Raw genomic sequence first — 17644 nt, 5'->3', positions numbered from 1 at the left:
TGAGCGGTTTTTTGTGTTACTGAAGAGCAGATGCCATGCGTTCTAATACGACTTTTTGCTCTTCTGTTGTGCTTTTTTTCCAGAAAAGTTCAAGCATCACACCAAGACCTGGCAGCGTTTTTTCTTCGCCATTTGAAATCGCGTCTTGAATTACAGCCGATAATTCATTTGGATTTTGTCCGTTTAAATTTTGAATAATAGCGCCTCGTAAATCCATGTTTATCCCTCCTTGTTTTGATTATTTTTACCACTGTAGCGCCCATTATACAGAGAAATGCTATAATGAATACGGCGAAAGGAGAATCACATTGACGTATATTCAATCCGCAAATAACACACATATAAAACAGCTGAATAAACTATGGACAAAAAAAGAACGGGATAAAACAGGTCTTTATATGCTCGAAGGCTTTCATCTCGTTGAAGAAGCGCTTCGCTACAAAGAGCAGATAAAGGAACTTCTTTTATCAGAGGAAGCGGCAGTACCGGCATCGTGGAATATAGATGGCCTCGACGTGACCATGATTTCGGCCGAGGTGGCGAAAAAGCTTTCTGATACGGAAAACGGCCAGGGCGTTTTTGCGGTATGCCGGAAACAGGAAGCGGCGGAACTGCCGGCAGGGAAAAGCTTTTTGCTGCTGGATGCCGTGCAGGATCCGGGTAATATCGGCACGATGATCCGGACAGCCGATGCCGCCGGAATTGATGCGGTGCTGCTCAGCCATGGATCTGCTGATCTGTATAATCCAAAAGTGCTTCGTTCGGCACAGGGAAGCCATTTTCACCTGCCTGTTTTAAGCGTAGATTTAACCGAAGCGGTTGAAGAGCTGCAAAAACGAAATATTCCGGTGTACGGAACGGCTTTGGAAGGAGCGTCTGATTACAGAAAGGAACAAGCAGGGCCGTTTGCGCTGCTCGTGGGCAATGAAGGAAACGGCGTACGTCCAGAGCTTCTTGAGAAAACAACCAAAAATGTTTACATTCCGATTTTCGGCCAAAGCGAGTCGCTGAATGTCGCAGTTGCGGCCGGTATCCTTCTTTATCATTTTCGGGAAAACAATTGAATTTCAAAAATGGGTTGTCTATAATAAGAAAGTATAAAATTTGATAATTAAAAGGCAATGACGGAGAAAAGTACGCCATTCCTCTTTTTTTAGGAAGAAAATGCCCCGACTGAAAGCATTTTTAAAAAGAGCTGGCCGAAGTTCACCTCCCGAGCCGGTGCTTGGACCACATTTGTGTAAAGGCATACCGGTTTTTACCGTTATCTGAATGAAGTGAACGCGTGTTTTTCTAGCGCGTTAAAAAGGGTGGTACCGCGATATCAGAAGCCTCGTCCCTTTCCGGGAACGGGGCTTTTTTTGTTGCCAAAAAGGAGGAAAAAACGTGGAAGAACAGTTAAAAGTGCTGCAGGAAGAAGCGATTAAGAAAGCGGCAGCCGCACAGGATTTAAAAGAACTGAATGATGTACGCGTTGCGTACCTTGGCAAAAAAGGACCTGTTACAGAAGTGCTAAAAGGCATGGGCAAGCTGTCTGCAGAAGAACGCCCGAAAATGGGGGCGCTTGTCAATGTTGTGCGTGAAGCCATCACAAAAGCGATTGAATCGAAGCAGGCCTCATTAGAGTCCGAAACTATTCAAAAGCAGCTGGCAGAAGAATCCGTTGATGTAACCCTGCCGGGCCGTCCGGTCAAACTTGGCGGACATCATCCACTTACACGTATTACAGAAGAAATTGAAGACTTATTTATTGGCATGGGCTATACAGTGGCTGAAGGACCCGAAGTGGAGCAGGACTACTATAACTTCGAAGCACTCAACCTGCCAAAAGGCCATCCGGCGCGTGATATGCAGGATACATTTTACATTACACCGGAGCTTTTAATGCGTACACATACCTCACCCGTACAAGTACGAACGATGCTTCAGCATGAAGGCAAAGGGCCGGTTAAAATTATTTGCCCGGGTAAAGTATACCGCCGTGACAGTGATGACGCGACGCACTCCCACCAATTCAACCAAATCGAAGGGCTTGTGGTGGGTGAAAACATCCGCATGAGCGACTTAAAAGGCACGCTGGATGTGTTTGCGAAGAAAATGTTTGGTGCAGAGCGCGAAATCCGCCTTCGTCCAAGTTTCTTCCCATTCACTGAACCGTCTGTTGAAGTAGATGTGAGCTGTATGTGCGGCGGCAAAGGCTGCTCGATTTGTAAAGGTACCGGCTGGATTGAAGTTCTGGGTGCCGGCATGGTGCATCCAAATGTGCTTGAAATGGCCGGATTTGATTCAAATGTTTATTCCGGTTTCGCATTCGGCATGGGACAGGAGCGCATTGCCATGTTGAAGTACGGCATTGATGATATCCGCCATTTCTACACAAATGATCTTCGTTTCTTAAAGCAATTTTCTGTACACGAATAAGGAGGAATTAACCGATGTTTGTTTCATATAAATGGCTGTCTCAGTACGTAGACATTGCCGATCAAACCCCGGAAGAGCTGGCGGAAAAAATTACACGCGCCGGTATTGAAGTGGAAGGCGTTGAAATGCCTGCTTCTGAGATGAAAGGCATCGTAGTCGGGTATGTGCAATCACGTGAACAGCACCCGAATGCTGACAAATTAAGCAAGTGTCTTGTGGATGTAGGCGAGGAAGAGCCCGTGCAAATTATTTGCGGAGCCAAAAATGTAGATGCAGGCCAATTTGTAGCTGTAGCCCGAACAGGTGCGGTTTTGCCTGGCAACTTTAAAATTAAGCGTGCCAAGCTGCGCGGCGAAGAATCAAACGGCATGATCTGCTCGCTGTCCGAACTTGGTATTGAAAGCCGCTTAAATCCGAAAGAATACGCGGAGGGTATTTTTAATTTTCCAAATGACGTTACACCAGGAGAGGATGCGCTCGCTGCCTTGAATCGTGACGACGCCATTTTAGAGCTGTCTCTGACACCAAACCGTTCAGATGCACTCAGCATGATCGGAGTAGCTTATGAAGTAGCGGCCATCCTGGGCCGTGACGTGAAACTGCCGGAGCCAAAGCCGGCTGAAGCGGATGAAAAAGCATCAGACGCTGTTCGCATTCAAATCGACGCGCCTGAAGATAATCCGCTTTATATTGCACGAGTAGTGAAAAACGTAAAAATTGGTCCGTCACCGCTATGGATGCAGACACTGCTTATGAATGCAGGAATCCGCCCGCACAATAACGTGGTTGATATTACGAACTATGTCCTGATGGAATACGGACAGCCGCTTCATGCCTTTGACCTTAACCGGGTTGAAACCGGAGAAATTGTGGTCCGCCATGCCGAAGAAGGTGAGACATTCACCACGCTTGATGACGTAGAACGGACATTATCGGCTGATCAGCTTGTGATTACAAACGGCCAGAAGCCAATCGCCCTTGCCGGCGTAATGGGCGGTGCAAATTCAGAAGTAACAGAGCAAACGGTAAATGTACTCATTGAGTCTGCTTATTTTAATGGCCAAACGGTCCGTGCAGCATCTAAAGCACATGGTCTTCGTTCAGAAGCGAGTGCCCGCTTTGAAAAAGGGGTAGATCCAGCCCGTGTGCAGGCCGCATGTGACCGCGCAGCAGAGCTGATGGCAGAATTGGCAGAAGGCACAGTTTTGTCGGGATCGGTTGTGGCTGGCGAATATGCACCTGAGCCAAAACAAGTATCGATTACACTTGACCGTCTAAATACCCGCCTTGGCACAAGCTTAACAATGGATAACGTGGAAGAGATCTTCAGCCGTTTGAAATTCGAAACAGAAACAACTGGAGACACGATTACTGTAACGGTTCCAACGCGCCGCGCGGATATTACCATTCCAGAAGATTTAACAGAAGAAGTGGCCCGTCTTTACGGTTATGATCACATCCCGCTGACGCTGCCGGAAGGAGAAGCGCTGCCAGGTGCTTTATCACCATATCAGCTTGGCCGCCGTACGGTGCGCCGTTATTTGGAAGGAGCCGGATTTAACCAGGCTGTTACGTATTCTTTAACGTCCCAAAAGCGGGCTGCCCAGTTTGCGCTTGAAGTACGCGAGCCGGTCGCACTTGCGATGCCGATGAGTGAAGAGCGTGCGTACTTGCGTGAAAGCCTGCTGCCGCATTTAATCGAAGCGGCTGCTTACAACAACGCCCGTCAAATGGGTTCTGTCGCTCTTTATGAAACAGGCTCTGTTTACTTAAATGAAGGTGAAAACGTGCAGCCGAAAGAAGAAGAACGGCTTGCGGGTATCGTCACAGGCTTATGGCAGGAGCATCTGTGGCAGGGAGAAAAAACAGCCGTTGATTTCTTTGCCGTTAAAGGCGTAATCGAAGGAATCGCTGACCGTCTTGGCTTAACAGACCGTCTTTCTTTCCAAAAAGCTGCGCCGGAAGGCTTCCACCCGGGCCGGACAGCTGCTGTTTTACTTGATGAGCAGGCGGTCGGAGTCATCGGACAGCTTCATCCATCGCTCGCAAAAGAAGTAGATATAAAAGAAGCGTATTTGTTTGAGTTGAAGCTTGATGTTCTATTGAATACAGAGCGTTCAGCACTTGCTTATACGCCAATTCCGCGCTTCCCATCGATCAGCCGTGATATTGCGCTGGTTGTAGATAGTGCAACGGAAGCGGCTTCGCTGGAGGCTGTCATTAAAGAAGCAGGCGGAGCGCTTTTAACGAATGTTCACGTGTTTGATGTGTATGAAGGAGACCGGATGGAAGCAGGCAAGAAATCTGTTGCTTTCGCCCTGACGTATATGAATCCTGAAAAAACGCTGACAGATGAAGAAGTCACCGCTGTACACGAAAAAGTGCTTACGGCGTTGAAAGAAAAAGCAAACGCTTATTTGCGCGCATAAAAGAAAAGAAGCAGTCCCTCATATAGAGGGACTGCTTTTTTGATAAAAAATGTACTTTTTGGGCCGGAATCCATTTGTTCAAGCTGTATTTTGAAGGAATCCGGCTTTCGAGCAGGGGCATCCGGCCCTGCTTTTTATATTCCGGCTCTGCAGGCATAAACCCTTATAATCCCCGTACGATCCGTCTTGCTTTTTCTGTATTGGCAAAATGAAGCTTGGTAAAATGGCGCAGCACGCTTTCATCATATGTTCGAATGAGGCGGGCGGCCGCTTCATCCACCTTTGGTCCGGCGCCCTTGGGAATGGTAAAGCCCGCTTTTTCGGACAGTGTGTCCATTTCTTTCAGAAATGCATAACGTGCTAGAATCGAAGCGGCCGCAACCGCTAAATGAATACTTTCCCCTTTTGTACTGAAAAATACATTTTCCTCTATAATCCGTTTTTGTCCTTTTAAATGCCGGTAATAAATGGATTTTTCAGCGAATTGGTCCACCAGCACCGCTTCTGGTTTTTCGGGTGCCATTTTATCCTGCAGCTTGCCAAGCGCCTGATTATGCAAGATGGCTTTTATTTTTCCCTGCGACATGCCGCTTTCCTGTAAATCATTGTATTTTTCATTGCGTAAAACGAGCAGGCTGTATGGAATCGTCCGGAGCAGTTTTTTGGCAACTGATACAATCTCAGGATCTTTCATATCTTTGGAGTCCCGTACACCAAGTGCGGCAAGCTCCGGAATCCGGTCCGCTTCAACGTAGGCGGCCACAACGGTAATCGGTCCAAAAAAATCACCTGTGCCCACTTCATCGCTTCCAGCCACCGACATATTGGCAAACCCAGCGGGCAGCTGGCCGCTTGGTGGAGATGCCTTCTTCGGCTTTGAAGCCGCTGCCTGGCCCTCCCATTTGGCAGACTCTGTTTGGGCCTCTTTTCCTTGAAACAGCACTTTTCCGGACCGGTAGCCTGTCACAGAACAGCCGTCCACCTTTGCCGCAAAAACGGCGCCGGCGGGAAGTTTGGCTGGTACTCCGTAATGATTTTTCATTTTTTGCAGTGTAGCTTCGTTTACAACAAGAACAGTATGACTCAATTCGACACGCCTCCAGACTTTCTTCCTTTTCACGGTAAATGACTCATGGTATGATATATAACAGAATTGCAACAGAAATGGGGGCCTTGCATTTGTCAGATCGACAAAAGACTCGCCTAACAGTTGACATTTACGGTTATCAGTACACGATTATCGGAACTGAATCAGAATACCATATTCGCCGTGTAACGGAAATGGTTGATGATAAAATGCGTGAAATCGGCAGCCGCAATGCCTCGCTCGATACGCAGAAAATTGCGGTGCTGACGGCTGTTAATATGGTGAATGATTATTTAAAAATGGAAGAAGAATTGGAACAAATGAAAATGGAAATGAGCCGTATGAAAAGCCGCAATGCGGTGAATGGCTGAAAAACTTCTCTCCTATTTGGTAGAGAAGTTTTTTTCTGCTACTATAAAAGAAAAGCAGGTGACCTGTATGGTAAACAAAAAAGATATCATTCGATTGCTTGAAAAAATCGCTGTTTATATGGAACTGAAAGGGGACAATCCCTTTAAAATATCCGCGTTCCGAAAAGCGGCTGCGGCACTTGAGCAGGATGACCGAAGCTTGTCGGAAATTGATGACGTAACGAAGCTGTCCGGCATCGGTAAAGGAACGGCTGCTGTGATTACCGAGTACATGGAAACAGGCAAATCTACTGTTCTGACCGAGCTCTCCAGCGAAGTGCCGGAAGGGCTTGTGGCACTGCTTGGACTGCCAGGGCTCGGCGGCAAAAAAATTGCCAAGCTGTACAAGGAACTGGGTATTACCAATATGACTGAGCTGAAAGCAGCTTGTGAAGAACATCGTGTCCAGCAGCTTGCCGGGTTTGGCGCTAAAACAGAAGAAAAGATTTTAGCGGCGGTAGCAAAAGCGGGAACGCAGCCTGACCGGCTGCCGATTATGTATGTTATGCCCGTTGCGGAAGGGGTTGAAGCTTATCTCGACAGTTTTGAAGAAATCAGCCGCTTTTCACGTGCAGGCAGCTTGCGGCGCCTCCGTGAAACAGTCAAAGATCTTGACTTTATCGTTGCGACCGAACAGCCGGAACGGGTAAAAGAACATCTTTTAGCCATGCCGGACATTAAAGAAGTGATTGCTGCCGGGCCGACAAAGGTATCAGTGGTCATTGGAGGGGAATTTGATCTATCCATTGACTTCCGCATTGTCACACCGGGCCAGTTTGCGAGTGCACTTCATCACTTTACCGGTTCTAAAGACCATAATGTGAAGATTCGTCAAATTGCAAAAGAACGGGATGAGAAAGTAAGCGAATACGGCATTGAGCAGCCGGACGGCAGCGTCAAAACATTCGACAGTGAAGCGTCGCTTTATCATCACCTTGGGCTGCCATACTTTCCGCCGGAAATCCGCGAGGACGGGACAGAAACGGATAAATATAAAGAAGGCACGTTAATTGAGCTGTCTGATATTAAAGGCGACCTGCATATGCACACAGCCTGGTCGGATGGGGCATTTTCCATTGAAGAAATGATTGAAGCATGCCGCGCACGCGGATATGAATACATGGCTATTACCGACCATTCCCAATATTTAAAAGTAGCAAATGGCTTGTCTGTTGACAGGCTGCTTCGACAAAACGAAGAAATTAAAGAGTGGAACGCTAAATACAGCGATATCGAAATCCTCTCTGGCATTGAAATGGATATTTTGCCTGATGGAACACTTGACTACGAGGACGACGTATTAAAACAGCTTGATTTTGTGATCGCATCAATTCATTCAAGCTTTTCACAGACGCAGGAGCAGATTATGGAGCGGTTGAAAACAGCGCTGCACAATCCATACGTGAAACTGATTGCTCACCCGACCGGGCGGATTATCGGCCGGCGCGACGGCTATTCAGTCAATATGGAAGAATTAATCCGTCTTGCGGCTCAAACGAACACAGCGCTTGAATTAAATGCAAATCCGCATCGGCTCGATTTGTCTGCTGAGCACTTAAAGGCGGCTCAGGAAGCCGGCGTGAAAATTATGATCAATACAGATGCCCATGCCATCGAGCATCTGCAATTTATGGAAACTGGCGCGAGCGCTGGCCGAAAAGGATGGCTGCGGCCGGAAACGGTCGTGAATACCTGGCCAAAAGCGGAACTGATGTCATTTATCCGCCGCTTGTAGCTTTTAAAGGAGTCGAAACGTGTTGAATAAAAAAGTGCTTGCCACACTTGAATTTGATAAAATTATTGCCAAACTGGCCGAACATGCTTCTTCCGAAGTCGGCCGTTCGTTTGCGGAAGAATTAAAGCCTTCACTGAATACGGAAGAGGTACAACGGTGGCTCGACGAAACAGAAGAAGCAGCCGCTGTGATTCGCATTAAAGGAAATGTTCCGCTTGACGGCATTTATGATATCCGTCCGCATGCCAAACGCGCGCAAATCGGCGGCGTACTCAGTGGTACAGAACTAGTGCGGATTGCCAGTACAATCGCTGCAAGCCGCCACATCCGTAATTTTATTGAAGATGTACGTTCAGAAGGACAGGTGACCCTGCGTATTTTACCGGAAAAAACAGCCGTGATTCCGGTTTTAACAGACCTTGAACATAAAATTAAACATACAGTCGATGAAAATGGCCGCGTGCTTGATTCAGCAAGTGACAGCTTGCGGCATATTCGTCACGGCATGCGTTCGGCGGAATCGCGTATCCGGGCCAAGCTTGAAAGCCTGACACGCGGGCAAAGTGCACAAAAAATGCTGTCGGATGCCATTGTGACTATTCGAAACGACCGCTATGTTATTCCGGTAAAGCAGGAATACCGTTCCCACTATGGCGGTATCGTCCATGACCAGTCGTCTTCTGGACAAACCCTGTTTATTGAACCGGCATCGGTTGTCAGCTTAAACAATGAACTGCGAGAGCTGACCGTAAAAGAGCAGTATGAAGTGGAAAAGATTTTGCAGGAGCTGACCGCTCAAACGGCTGAGCACGCACCGGGTCTTTTCACCATGACAAAGATGCTGTCTGAAATTGATTTTATTTTTACAAAAGGAAAGTTTGCCCGCTCGATGAATGCCACAAAGCCTCTTTTAAACGAGGAAGGCTATATTCATTATATTGGCGCGCGGCATCCGCTTTTGCCTGCGGATGAAGCGGTAGCAAGTGACATTGAGATCGGCCGCGAATATACCGCGATCGTGATCACGGGTCCGAATACCGGCGGTAAAACCGTTACGCTAAAGACAACGGGTCTTTCTGTGCTGATGGCGCAGTCCGGTTTGTTTATCCCTGCTGAAGACGGATCCGAAACAGCGGTTTTCCAATCCGTGTTTGCCGATATCGGTGACGAGCAGTCGATTGAACAAAACTTAAGTACATTTTCTTCTCATATGGTTAATATCGCCGCCATGCTAAAAGAAATTGACCATGAAAGCCTTGTCCTATTCGATGAGCTTGGATCAGGAACGGACCCGCAGGAAGGATCGGCTCTGGCGATTTCGATCTTAGATGAAGTGATCAGCCGTGGGGCACGGGTAATCGCAACAACGCATTATCCAGAGCTAAAAGCCTACGGATATAACCGCGATAGAGTCATTAACGCGAGTGTGGAATTTAATGTGGAAACGTTAAGCCCGACATACCGCTTGCTGATCGGCATTCCGGGACGAAGCAACGCATTTGAAATTTCGAAGCGGATTGGGCTTGATACTGCGCTTATCGAAAATGCCCGGAATTTGATCAGCGCCGATTCGCACGAAGTGGATAATATGATTGCAGCACTTGATGAGAGCCGCCGCAAAGCTGAACAGCATGAACAGGAAACACGTGCTTATTTGCGTGACACAGAAAAACTTCATCGTGACCTGCAAAAAGAAGTGATTGCTTATCACGAGCAGAAAGAGAAAATGGAAGAAAAAGCGCGTGCGGAAGCAGCCGAGATTGTAGAAAAAGCACGTGCAGAAGCAGAAGAAGTGATGAAAGAGCTTCGCGCACTTCGGCTGGCAGGCGGAGCGAATGTAAAAGAGCATGAGCTGATTGAAGCACGTAAAAGGCTGGAAGACGCGGTGCCGGAACAGAAAACGAAAAAGCCGGCTATTGAACCAGCGAAACGCCAGTGGAAACCAGGCGATGAAGTCAAAGTGATCAGCTTCGGCCAAAAAGGCAGCATCATTGAAAAAGCCGCCGGCGATGAATGGATCGTTCAGATGGGGATCATCAAAATGAAGGTAGCCGAATCGGATATGGAATTCATTAAATCCGAGAAAAAGAAAGAACCAAAACCAATTGCGACGATCCGGGGCAAAGACTTTCACGTTTCCTCTGAACTGGATTTACGCGGTGAGCGATATGAAGATGCACTGAAGCGAGTGGAAAAGTACCTGGATGACGCGCTTTTAGCGGGGTATCATCAAGTGTCGATTATCCACGGAAAAGGAACGGGTGCGCTTATGAAAGGGGTACGCAGTTACCTGACAAAACACCGGATGGTCAAAAATATACGATTTGGCGGAGCGGGCGAAGGCGGACTTGGTGTCACAATCGCTGAGCTGAAATAAGAGGGGGGCCGGGTTATGACAGGTTTTTGGGAAAACCAATATGTGCAGATGGCGGGCTATTACAGCATTGCAACCATCTGTATTATTATCTGCCTGGCTATATTTGAACTGGTCACATCCTATCGGAATTGGGAAGAAATCAAAAAAGGCAATATGGCAGTAGCCATGGCAACTGGAGGCAAAATCTTCGGTATTGCCAATGTTTTTCACCACTCTATTTTGCATAATGATTCTGTTTTAACCATGGCGGGATGGGGCATTTTCGGCTTTATCCTGCTATTGGCCGGCTATTTTATGTTTGAGTTTCTGACGCCGAGTTTTAACGTGGACAAAGAAATCCAGCGTGATAACCGGGCTGTCGGCTTTATTTCATTTATTATTTCTGCAGGCCTCTCATACATGATTGGCGCTGCGCTTTTGTAAAGAAAAGAGGAGCACAAACATGGAAACATTAGCAAAGATCTTGATGGCCTGCTGTGCAGCTTTTTTGATTGTCGGCATCATTTATATGGTGATGAACTCATAAAATAAAAAAGAAATAAAACCGCTTATGGCGGAAAGAAAAAGCGGCTCAAGAGCTGCTTTTTCTTCTCTTGTAAAATGAATTTCTGTTCATTATACTGAAGGCAGCACCTATTCTTTTTGCAAAGGGGCAGATGAAGATGTCCGAAAAACCGTGGCTGATTCATTATCCGAAGGAAATTCCCGCTGCGCTCGATTACCCGAAGGAACCGCTGTCATCGTTTCTCACGAAAGCCGCTGCGAAGTATCCCGACAAAACGGCTATTCATTTTCTTGGGAAAGAACTGTCTTACAAAGAGCTTCATGAATCCGCACTAAAACTTGCCTCCTATTTAAAAAAACTCGGCATTCAAAAAGGCGATCGTATCGGTATTATGCTTCCCAATACGCCGCAGGCTGTGATCAGCTTTTACGCTATTTTGTACACAGGGGCAGTCGTTGTCCAGTTTAATCCGCTATACAAAGAACGGGAAATCGAGTATCAGTTAAAAGATTGTGGTGCCAAAGTGATGATTGTCCTCGATCTTCTTTATCCACGCGTTCAAAAAATCATTCACCATACAAACGTACAGGATTTGATTGTAACCGCTATCAAAGACTATCTGCCCTTTCCAAAAAACGTCCTTTATCCCTTCATTCAAAAAAAGCAAACTGGCATCTCGGTAAGTATAGAAAACCGTTATAACAATCACTTTTTCACATCTATTATGGAAGAGGCCGAAGCAAAGGAAGAAGCCTTGGAAGTGAATATTGAAAACGATCTGGCCGTTTTGCAGTACACAGGAGGTACGACGGGCTTTCCAAAGGGTGTGGTCCTAACTCACCAAAATCTTGTGGCAAACGCTTCGATGTGCGGCGCATGGATGTACAAATACCGCCCTGGCGGGGAAGTGATTTTAGGCGTCATTCCTTTTTTCCATGTATACGGCATGACAACCGTGATGATTTTAGGCGTTATGCAAGGATATAAAATGGTACTGCTGCCGAAGTTTGATGTGAAAACAACCTTAAAAACGATTCATAAGCAAAAGCCGACTATTTTTCCGGGGGCGCCGACGATTTACATTGGTCTGCTTAACGCTCCACGCTTACAAAAGTACGATTTATCTTCTATTGATTCATGTATCAGCGGTTCAGCGCCGCTGCCGGTTGAGGTGCAGGAAAAGTTTGAGCGGGCCACAGGCGGAAAGCTTGTTGAAGGATATGGGTTAACAGAAACCTCTCCCGTTACCCACGCTAATTTTATTTGGGAAAAGCGTGTAAAAGGAAGTGTCGGCGTTCCATGGCCGGATACCGAAGCTGTGATTTTATCACTGCAAACCGGTAAGCCGGTGGATCAGCCGGGAGAACGTGGAGAAATTGCTGTCCGCGGCCCGCAGGTGATGAAAGGATATTGGAACCGGCCGGAAGAAACGGAACAGTGTTTTCAAGACGGGTGGCTGTTAACGGGAGACATTGGCTATATGGATGAAGACGGCTTCTTTTATGTAGTCGATCGAAAAAAAGACATGATTATCGCAGGAGGATTTAATATATATCCACGCGAAGTAGAAGAAGTACTCTATGAGCACGAAAACGTCCAAGAGGCCGTAGTGGCAGGTGTTCCAGATCCATACCGCGGTGAAACAGTCAAAGCTTTTATCGTCTTGAAAGAAGGCCGGCATACAGCTGCAGAAGAGCTCGACAATTACTGCCGGACACATTTAGCCGCTTTTAAAGTACCCCGTATTTATGAATTCCGTGACGAGTTGCCGAAAACAGCTGTCGGTAAAATTTTACGCCGCGTGCTCATTGAAGAAGAAAAGCAAAAAACGGACTGAAAAAGCTGAAGGGGGGCTGCCTGCTTGACGAAATCAAAGAATAAGAATAAGATAAATTCATGAATGAATAGTCATTCATTATTGATTTCACAGGAGGCGGCTTGCTTCATGCAGCGAAACAAACCAAAATACCATCAAATCATCGATGCCGCCGTTGTCGCTATTGCCGAGAACGGCTACCACCAAGCACAAGTATCGAAAATAGCCCGGCAGGCCGGTGTCGCGGATGGAACCATCTATTTATACTTTAAAAACAAAGAAGATATTTTAATTTCATTGTTCCAGGAAAAAATGGGGACATTTATCCAAAAAACAAGTGAAATTATTGAAACGAAGCAAACAGCAGCTGAGCAGCTGGAGCTGCTTGTCCAAAACCACTTCGGGCTTCTTGCAGAAGACCCCCATCTGGCGGTTGTAACCCAGTTAGAACTGCGTCAGTCCAACAAGGAGCTGCGTTTGAAAATCAATGAAGTGTTAAAATCATACTTGCAGCTGATCGAACAAATTTTACAAAAGGGAGTCCAAAACGGCGAGTTCAACGCGGCCTTAAATATACGCCTGTCCCGGCAAATGGTATTCGGAACACTTGATGAAATGGTCACTACCTGGGTGATGAATGACCAAAAGTATAACCTGGCTGCTTCAGCGGAAGAAGTAACCAGGATGCTGTTAAATGGTTTTTCAGGCCGTTAATTGTCTGAACAGAAGGAGGAAATCAAATGAACTTATATGTTTTAATGAAAAGAACATTTGATACAGAAGAAAAAATCTTTATTTCAGACGGAAGTATTCAAGAAGACGGAGCCGAATTTATTATCAATCCATATGATGAATATGCAATTGAAGAAGCCATCAAAATCCGGGATGCGCACGGCGGAGAAGTAACCGTTATAACTGTCGGCACGGACGAAGCTGAAAAGCAGCTTCGAACAGCTCTCGCCATGGGCGCAGACAAAGCCGTGCTTATCAATATAGAAGAAGAGATCGAGGATGGAGATGCCTTTACCACAGCCCGAGTTTTGACCGAGTATTTAAAAAACAAAAAAGCAGATCTTATTTTAGCGGGAAACGTCACGATTGACGGAGGAAGCGGCCAGGTCGGACCACGTGTAGCAGAGAGTCTCGGCATGGTCTGCGTGTCGACCATTACAAAAATAGAAATAAACGGAAGGGAAGTTTTGATCACCCGGGATGTAGAAGGTGATACCGAAAAAGTAAAAACAACACTGCCGCTTCTTGTAACCTGTCAGCAGGGGTTAAACGATCCCCGTTATCCTTCTTTGCCTGGCATTATGAAAGCGAAGAAAAAGCCGCTTGAAGAATGCGAGCTCGACGACCTTCAACTGGAGGAAGACGATGCGGCGCCCAAAACAAAAACCGTTGAAGTATTTATGCCGCCCCAAAAAACAGCCGGACGCATTTTGCAGGGAGATTTAGCCGGACAGGTCAGTGAGCTGGTCACATTGCTCCGCTCTGAAGCACATGTCATTTGATTTCTAGGGGAGGGGTTATTATGCCAAAGAAAATCATGGCAGTAGGAGAAATAAGAGAAGGACAGCTCCGCCGTGTTTCTTTTGAAACCATTGCCGCTGCAAAAGCCGCTGCAGAGGGCGGGGAAGTGGTCGGTGTTCTGATTGGCAAAGAGGCCGGTGTTCTTGCTGAAGAAATGATTCAATATGGTGCAGACCGGGTGCGGACAGCAGAAGATGAAAAGCTCGGTCACTACACATCAGACGGATTTGCCAGCGCGATGATTGCGGCTGTTGAGCAGGAGCAGCCAGATGGCATTTTCTTCGGGCATACAGCGCTCGGCAAGGATTTAGCTCCCAAAATCGCTGCACAGCTGGATGCAGGGCTCGTTTCGGATGTGACGGCTCTCGAAGTAAGGAGCGGGGAGGTTGTATTTACAAGACCTATTTATGCGGGCAAGGCTTTTCAAAAAGTAACCGTTCCTGAAGGCCTTTTGCTGGCGGCCATCCGGCCGAATAACATTGAGCCATGCCCAAGGGATCGGACGCGTTCCGGAAATATTTCTCCTCTTTCTTTTCCGGTTAAAGATATCCGCGTTGTGATCGAGGAGGTCGTTCGAAAATCAGCAGGAAGCGTAGATCTTTCAGAAGCAAAAGTGATTGTAGCCGGCGGACGAGGGGTAAAAAGTGCGGAAGGCTTCCGGCCGCTGCAGGAGCTGGCGGATGTTCTGGGCGGAGCCGTTGGTGCTTCGAGGGGAGCCTGTGATGCCGGCTATTGTGACTATTCTCTGCAAATTGGACAGACGGGTAAGGTGGTAACCCCTGATTTATACATTGCCTGTGGCATTTCCGGAGCCATTCAGCATTTAGCCGGAATGTCCAATTCAAAAGTGATTGTAGCGGTCAATAAAGACCCGGATGCAGAGATTTTTAAGGTGGCGGATTACGGAATTGTCGGTGACTTATTTGAGGTAGTCCCGATGCTGACGGAAGAGCTGAAAAAAGTAAAGGCGGTGAGCCCCTGAGTTTGGGGCTCTTTTACTTAGGGTAAGCAAAATAATAGCTAACCCCAAAAAACGGTGATATACTTTCCGTACAGAAACTTTAGGAGGTATTTATACATGGCAATTGTAAAAGCGACTGATGCAAACTTCTCGACTGAAACAGGAAGCGGACTTGTTCTCGCGGATTTCTGGGCACCTTGGTGCGGACCGTGCAAAATGATTGCGCCTGTTCTTGAAGAATTAGATTCTGAAATGAGCGAAAAAGTAAAAATCGTCAAAATTGACGTTGATGAAAACCAACAAACTGCTGGCGAGTATGGCGTAATGAGTATCCCGACACTGATCTTATTCAAAGACGGCCAGCCGGTCGATAAAGTGATTGGATTCCAGCCAAAAGAAGCGCTTGAAGAACTAATCAACCGCAACGCGTAATGAAAGAAAAGGCGTCCCGCATTGACGGGGCGTTTTTTTTACGTTATTTCCTTAAAAAGCTCCTTCGTTTTCCTGCCAGGCAGCCAGCCTTCCGGTAAAGAATGCTGCCTGGCTCGTCCGCCGTATGCTTTCTTATATAAAAGGAGTGAAAAAAGATGAATGAACTGATCCAGCATAAACTGGCTCTCCTGCCGGATGAATCTGGATGCTATTTAATGAAGGACCGGCACGGGACAGTGATTTATGTGGGAAAAGCAAAAGTGCTGAAGAACCGGGTCCGTTCCTATTTTACCGGCTCGCATGATGCGAAAACAACGAGACTGGTCAGTGAAATTGTAGACTTTGAATATATTATTACTTCCTCGGATCTTGAAGCACTTATTTTAGAGCTGAACTTAATTAAAAAATACGATCCAAAGTATAATATCATGCTTAAGGACGACAAAAGTTATCCGTTTATTAAGCTGACTGCAGAGCGGCATCCGCGCCTTATTATCACGAGGAAGGTAAAAAAAGACAAAGGGAAGTACTTTGGCCCGTACCCGAATGCGTATGCTGCATCGGAAACAAAAAAGCTCCTGGACCGCTTGTATCCGCTCCGCAAATGCTCAACGCTGCCTGACCGCGTTTGTCTTTATTACCATATGGGGCAGTGTCTCGCTCCTTGTGTAAAAGAAGTGCCAGCTGATACGTATAAGGAAATGGCAGCGGAAATTACCCGCTTTTTAAATGGCGGCCATCAAGAAGTGAAAAAAGCTTTAACCGCAAAAATGGAAGAAGCAGCGGAAAAGCTTGAATTTGAACGTGCAAAAGAATATCGTGATCAAATTTCTCATATCGACACCTTGATGGAAAAGCAAAAAATCAACATGGCCGACCTTACTGATCGTGATGTTTTTGGCTATACAGTCGATAAAGGCTGGATGTGTGTGCAGGTGTTTTTTGTGCGTCAGGGGCGCTTAATTGAACGGGATGTGTCCACTTTTCCTATTTATAGTGAGCCTGAAGAAGAATTTTTAACATTTCTTGGCCGTTTTTATGAGGCGCCGGAGCATTTTAAGCCGAAGGAGATTCTTCTTCCAGACGCCGTTGATGCAGATCTTGCCGGCCAGCTGATCGGTGTGCCGGTTACAAAGCCGCAGCGGGGCAAGAAAAAGGAATTGGTGGAGCTTGCAGGCAACAACGCAAAAGCGGCTTTAAAAGAAAAATTTGCGTTAATTGACCGGGACGAAGAAAGAACGATCAAAGCGGCTGAGCAGCTTGGCGAAGCCATGAATATTCATGTTCCCCGTCGAATTGAAGCATTTGATAACTCAAACATCCAGGGAACAGCTCCGGTATCGGCGATGATTGTCTTTATTGACGGGAAGCCTGAAAAAAAAGCATATCGAAAATATAAAATTAAAACTGTAAAAGGGCCCGATGATTACGGCTCTATGCGGGAAGTAGTGCGGCGTCGGTATACTCGTGTGCTGCGGGAAGGGCTGCCGCTGCCTGATTTAATTATTATCGATGGCGGAAAAGGGCAGATAGAAGCAGCGCGCGATGTATTGCTAGATGAGCTTGGGCTTGATATCCCGGTCGCCGGCCTCGCAAAAGACGAGCGTCACCGCACCTCTCAGCTTCTTTATGGAAGCCCGCTGCAAATTGTTCCGCTTGCGCACAACAGCCAGGCATTTTATTTGCTTCAGCGTATTCAGGATGAAGTGCACCGGTTTGCGATTACCTTCCATCGGCAAATCCGGGGCAAAGGTGCTTTCCAATCTATTTTAGATGACATAGAGGGCGTGGGGCCGCAGCGGAAAAAGCAGCTGTTAAAAGCATTTGGCTCTCTTAAAAAACTAAAAGAAGCATCAAAAGAAGAAATCATGGCGGCTGGGATTCCAGCCAAAACAGCCGAAGCCGTTATGGCAGCTCTAAATGAAGAATAGACCGCTC

The 17644-nt window shown here is 46.8% G+C and carries 15 protein-coding genes and 1 other annotated feature; of the genes, 13 read left to right on the top strand and 2 right to left on the bottom strand.

Annotated features, from left to right (window positions below; genetic code table 11):
• Positions 1-16 precede the first annotated feature (16 nt).
• The gene (gene sspI / locus M3221_RS00620; protein ID WP_251269632.1) at positions 17-217 is read right to left on the bottom strand and encodes a small acid-soluble spore protein SspI; all 201 of its coding nucleotides are present in this window, start codon (positions 215-217) and stop codon (positions 17-19) included.
• A 91-nt stretch (positions 218-308) separates the two neighbouring features.
• Between sspI and M3221_RS00615 the strand changes: the two genes are divergently transcribed.
• The 3 genes from M3221_RS00615 to pheT all read left to right on the top strand — a co-directional run bounded on the left by M3221_RS00615 (position 309) and on the right by pheT (position 4850).
• Positions 309-1064, top strand: a complete 756-nt coding sequence (locus M3221_RS00615; protein ID WP_251269631.1) for a TrmH family RNA methyltransferase — start codon at positions 309-311, stop codon at positions 1062-1064.
• A 48-nt stretch (positions 1065-1112) separates the two neighbouring features.
• Positions 1113-1344: a binding site (T-box leader), on the top strand.
• A gap of 42 nt (positions 1345-1386) precedes the next feature.
• Entirely contained in the window at positions 1387-2421 is a 1035-nt protein-coding gene (gene pheS / locus M3221_RS00610) for a phenylalanine--tRNA ligase subunit alpha (protein WP_251269630.1), read from the top strand.
• A gap of 14 nt (positions 2422-2435) precedes the next feature.
• Positions 2436-4850, top strand: coding sequence for a phenylalanine--tRNA ligase subunit beta (pheT, locus tag M3221_RS00605; protein ID WP_251269629.1), 2415 nt, complete (start codon positions 2436-2438; stop codon positions 4848-4850).
• A 163-nt stretch (positions 4851-5013) separates the two neighbouring features.
• On the opposite strand, the gene rnhC is transcribed toward pheT, so the two are convergent.
• The gene (rnhC, locus tag M3221_RS00600; RefSeq protein WP_251269628.1) at positions 5014-5937 is read right to left on the bottom strand and encodes a ribonuclease HIII; all 924 of its coding nucleotides are present in this window, start codon (positions 5935-5937) and stop codon (positions 5014-5016) included.
• A 92-nt stretch (positions 5938-6029) separates the two neighbouring features.
• Between rnhC and zapA the strand changes: the two genes are divergently transcribed.
• The 10 genes from zapA to uvrC all read left to right on the top strand — a co-directional run bounded on the left by zapA (position 6030) and on the right by uvrC (position 17637).
• Positions 6030-6308, top strand: a complete 279-nt coding sequence (gene zapA, locus M3221_RS00595; RefSeq protein WP_242233290.1) for a cell division protein ZapA — start codon at positions 6030-6032, stop codon at positions 6306-6308.
• A gap of 67 nt (positions 6309-6375) precedes the next feature.
• The gene (polX, locus tag M3221_RS00590) at positions 6376-8082 is read left to right on the top strand and encodes a DNA polymerase/3'-5' exonuclease PolX (protein WP_251269627.1); all 1707 of its coding nucleotides are present in this window, start codon (positions 6376-6378) and stop codon (positions 8080-8082) included.
• Between the two features lie 22 nt (positions 8083-8104).
• Entirely contained in the window at positions 8105-10459 is a 2355-nt protein-coding gene (locus M3221_RS00585) for an endonuclease MutS2 (RefSeq protein ID WP_251270086.1), read from the top strand.
• A gap of 15 nt (positions 10460-10474) precedes the next feature.
• On the top strand, positions 10475-10882 hold the full coding sequence (locus M3221_RS00580; RefSeq protein WP_251269626.1) for a DUF350 domain-containing protein: 408 nt from the start codon (positions 10475-10477) through the stop codon (positions 10880-10882).
• A 239-nt stretch (positions 10883-11121) separates the two neighbouring features.
• Positions 11122-12801, top strand: a complete 1680-nt coding sequence (locus tag M3221_RS00575) for a long-chain-fatty-acid--CoA ligase (protein ID WP_251269625.1) — start codon at positions 11122-11124, stop codon at positions 12799-12801.
• Positions 12802-12909: 108 nt separating this feature from the next.
• On the top strand, positions 12910-13494 hold the full coding sequence (locus M3221_RS00570) for a TetR/AcrR family transcriptional regulator (RefSeq protein ID WP_251269624.1): 585 nt from the start codon (positions 12910-12912) through the stop codon (positions 13492-13494).
• A gap of 26 nt (positions 13495-13520) precedes the next feature.
• Complete coding sequence (locus M3221_RS00565; protein WP_251269623.1) at positions 13521-14294, top strand: electron transfer flavoprotein subunit beta/FixA family protein; 774 nt, start codon at positions 13521-13523, stop codon at positions 14292-14294.
• 20 nt (positions 14295-14314) lie between these two features.
• The gene (locus M3221_RS00560; RefSeq protein WP_251269622.1) at positions 14315-15295 is read left to right on the top strand and encodes an electron transfer flavoprotein subunit alpha/FixB family protein; all 981 of its coding nucleotides are present in this window, start codon (positions 14315-14317) and stop codon (positions 15293-15295) included.
• Between the two features lie 96 nt (positions 15296-15391).
• On the top strand, positions 15392-15706 hold the full coding sequence (gene trxA / locus M3221_RS00555; protein WP_251269621.1) for a thioredoxin: 315 nt from the start codon (positions 15392-15394) through the stop codon (positions 15704-15706).
• Positions 15707-15861: 155 nt separating this feature from the next.
• On the top strand, positions 15862-17637 hold the full coding sequence (uvrC, locus tag M3221_RS00550; protein WP_251269620.1) for an excinuclease ABC subunit UvrC: 1776 nt from the start codon (positions 15862-15864) through the stop codon (positions 17635-17637).
• The last annotated feature ends 7 nt before the right edge of the window (positions 17638-17644 follow it).

The organism is Domibacillus indicus (genome assembly GCF_023715895.1).
GTDB classification, from domain to species: domain Bacteria; phylum Bacillota; class Bacilli; order Bacillales; family Domibacillaceae; genus Domibacillus; species Domibacillus indicus_A.
This window is presented reverse-complemented; position numbering and strand designations above follow the sequence as displayed.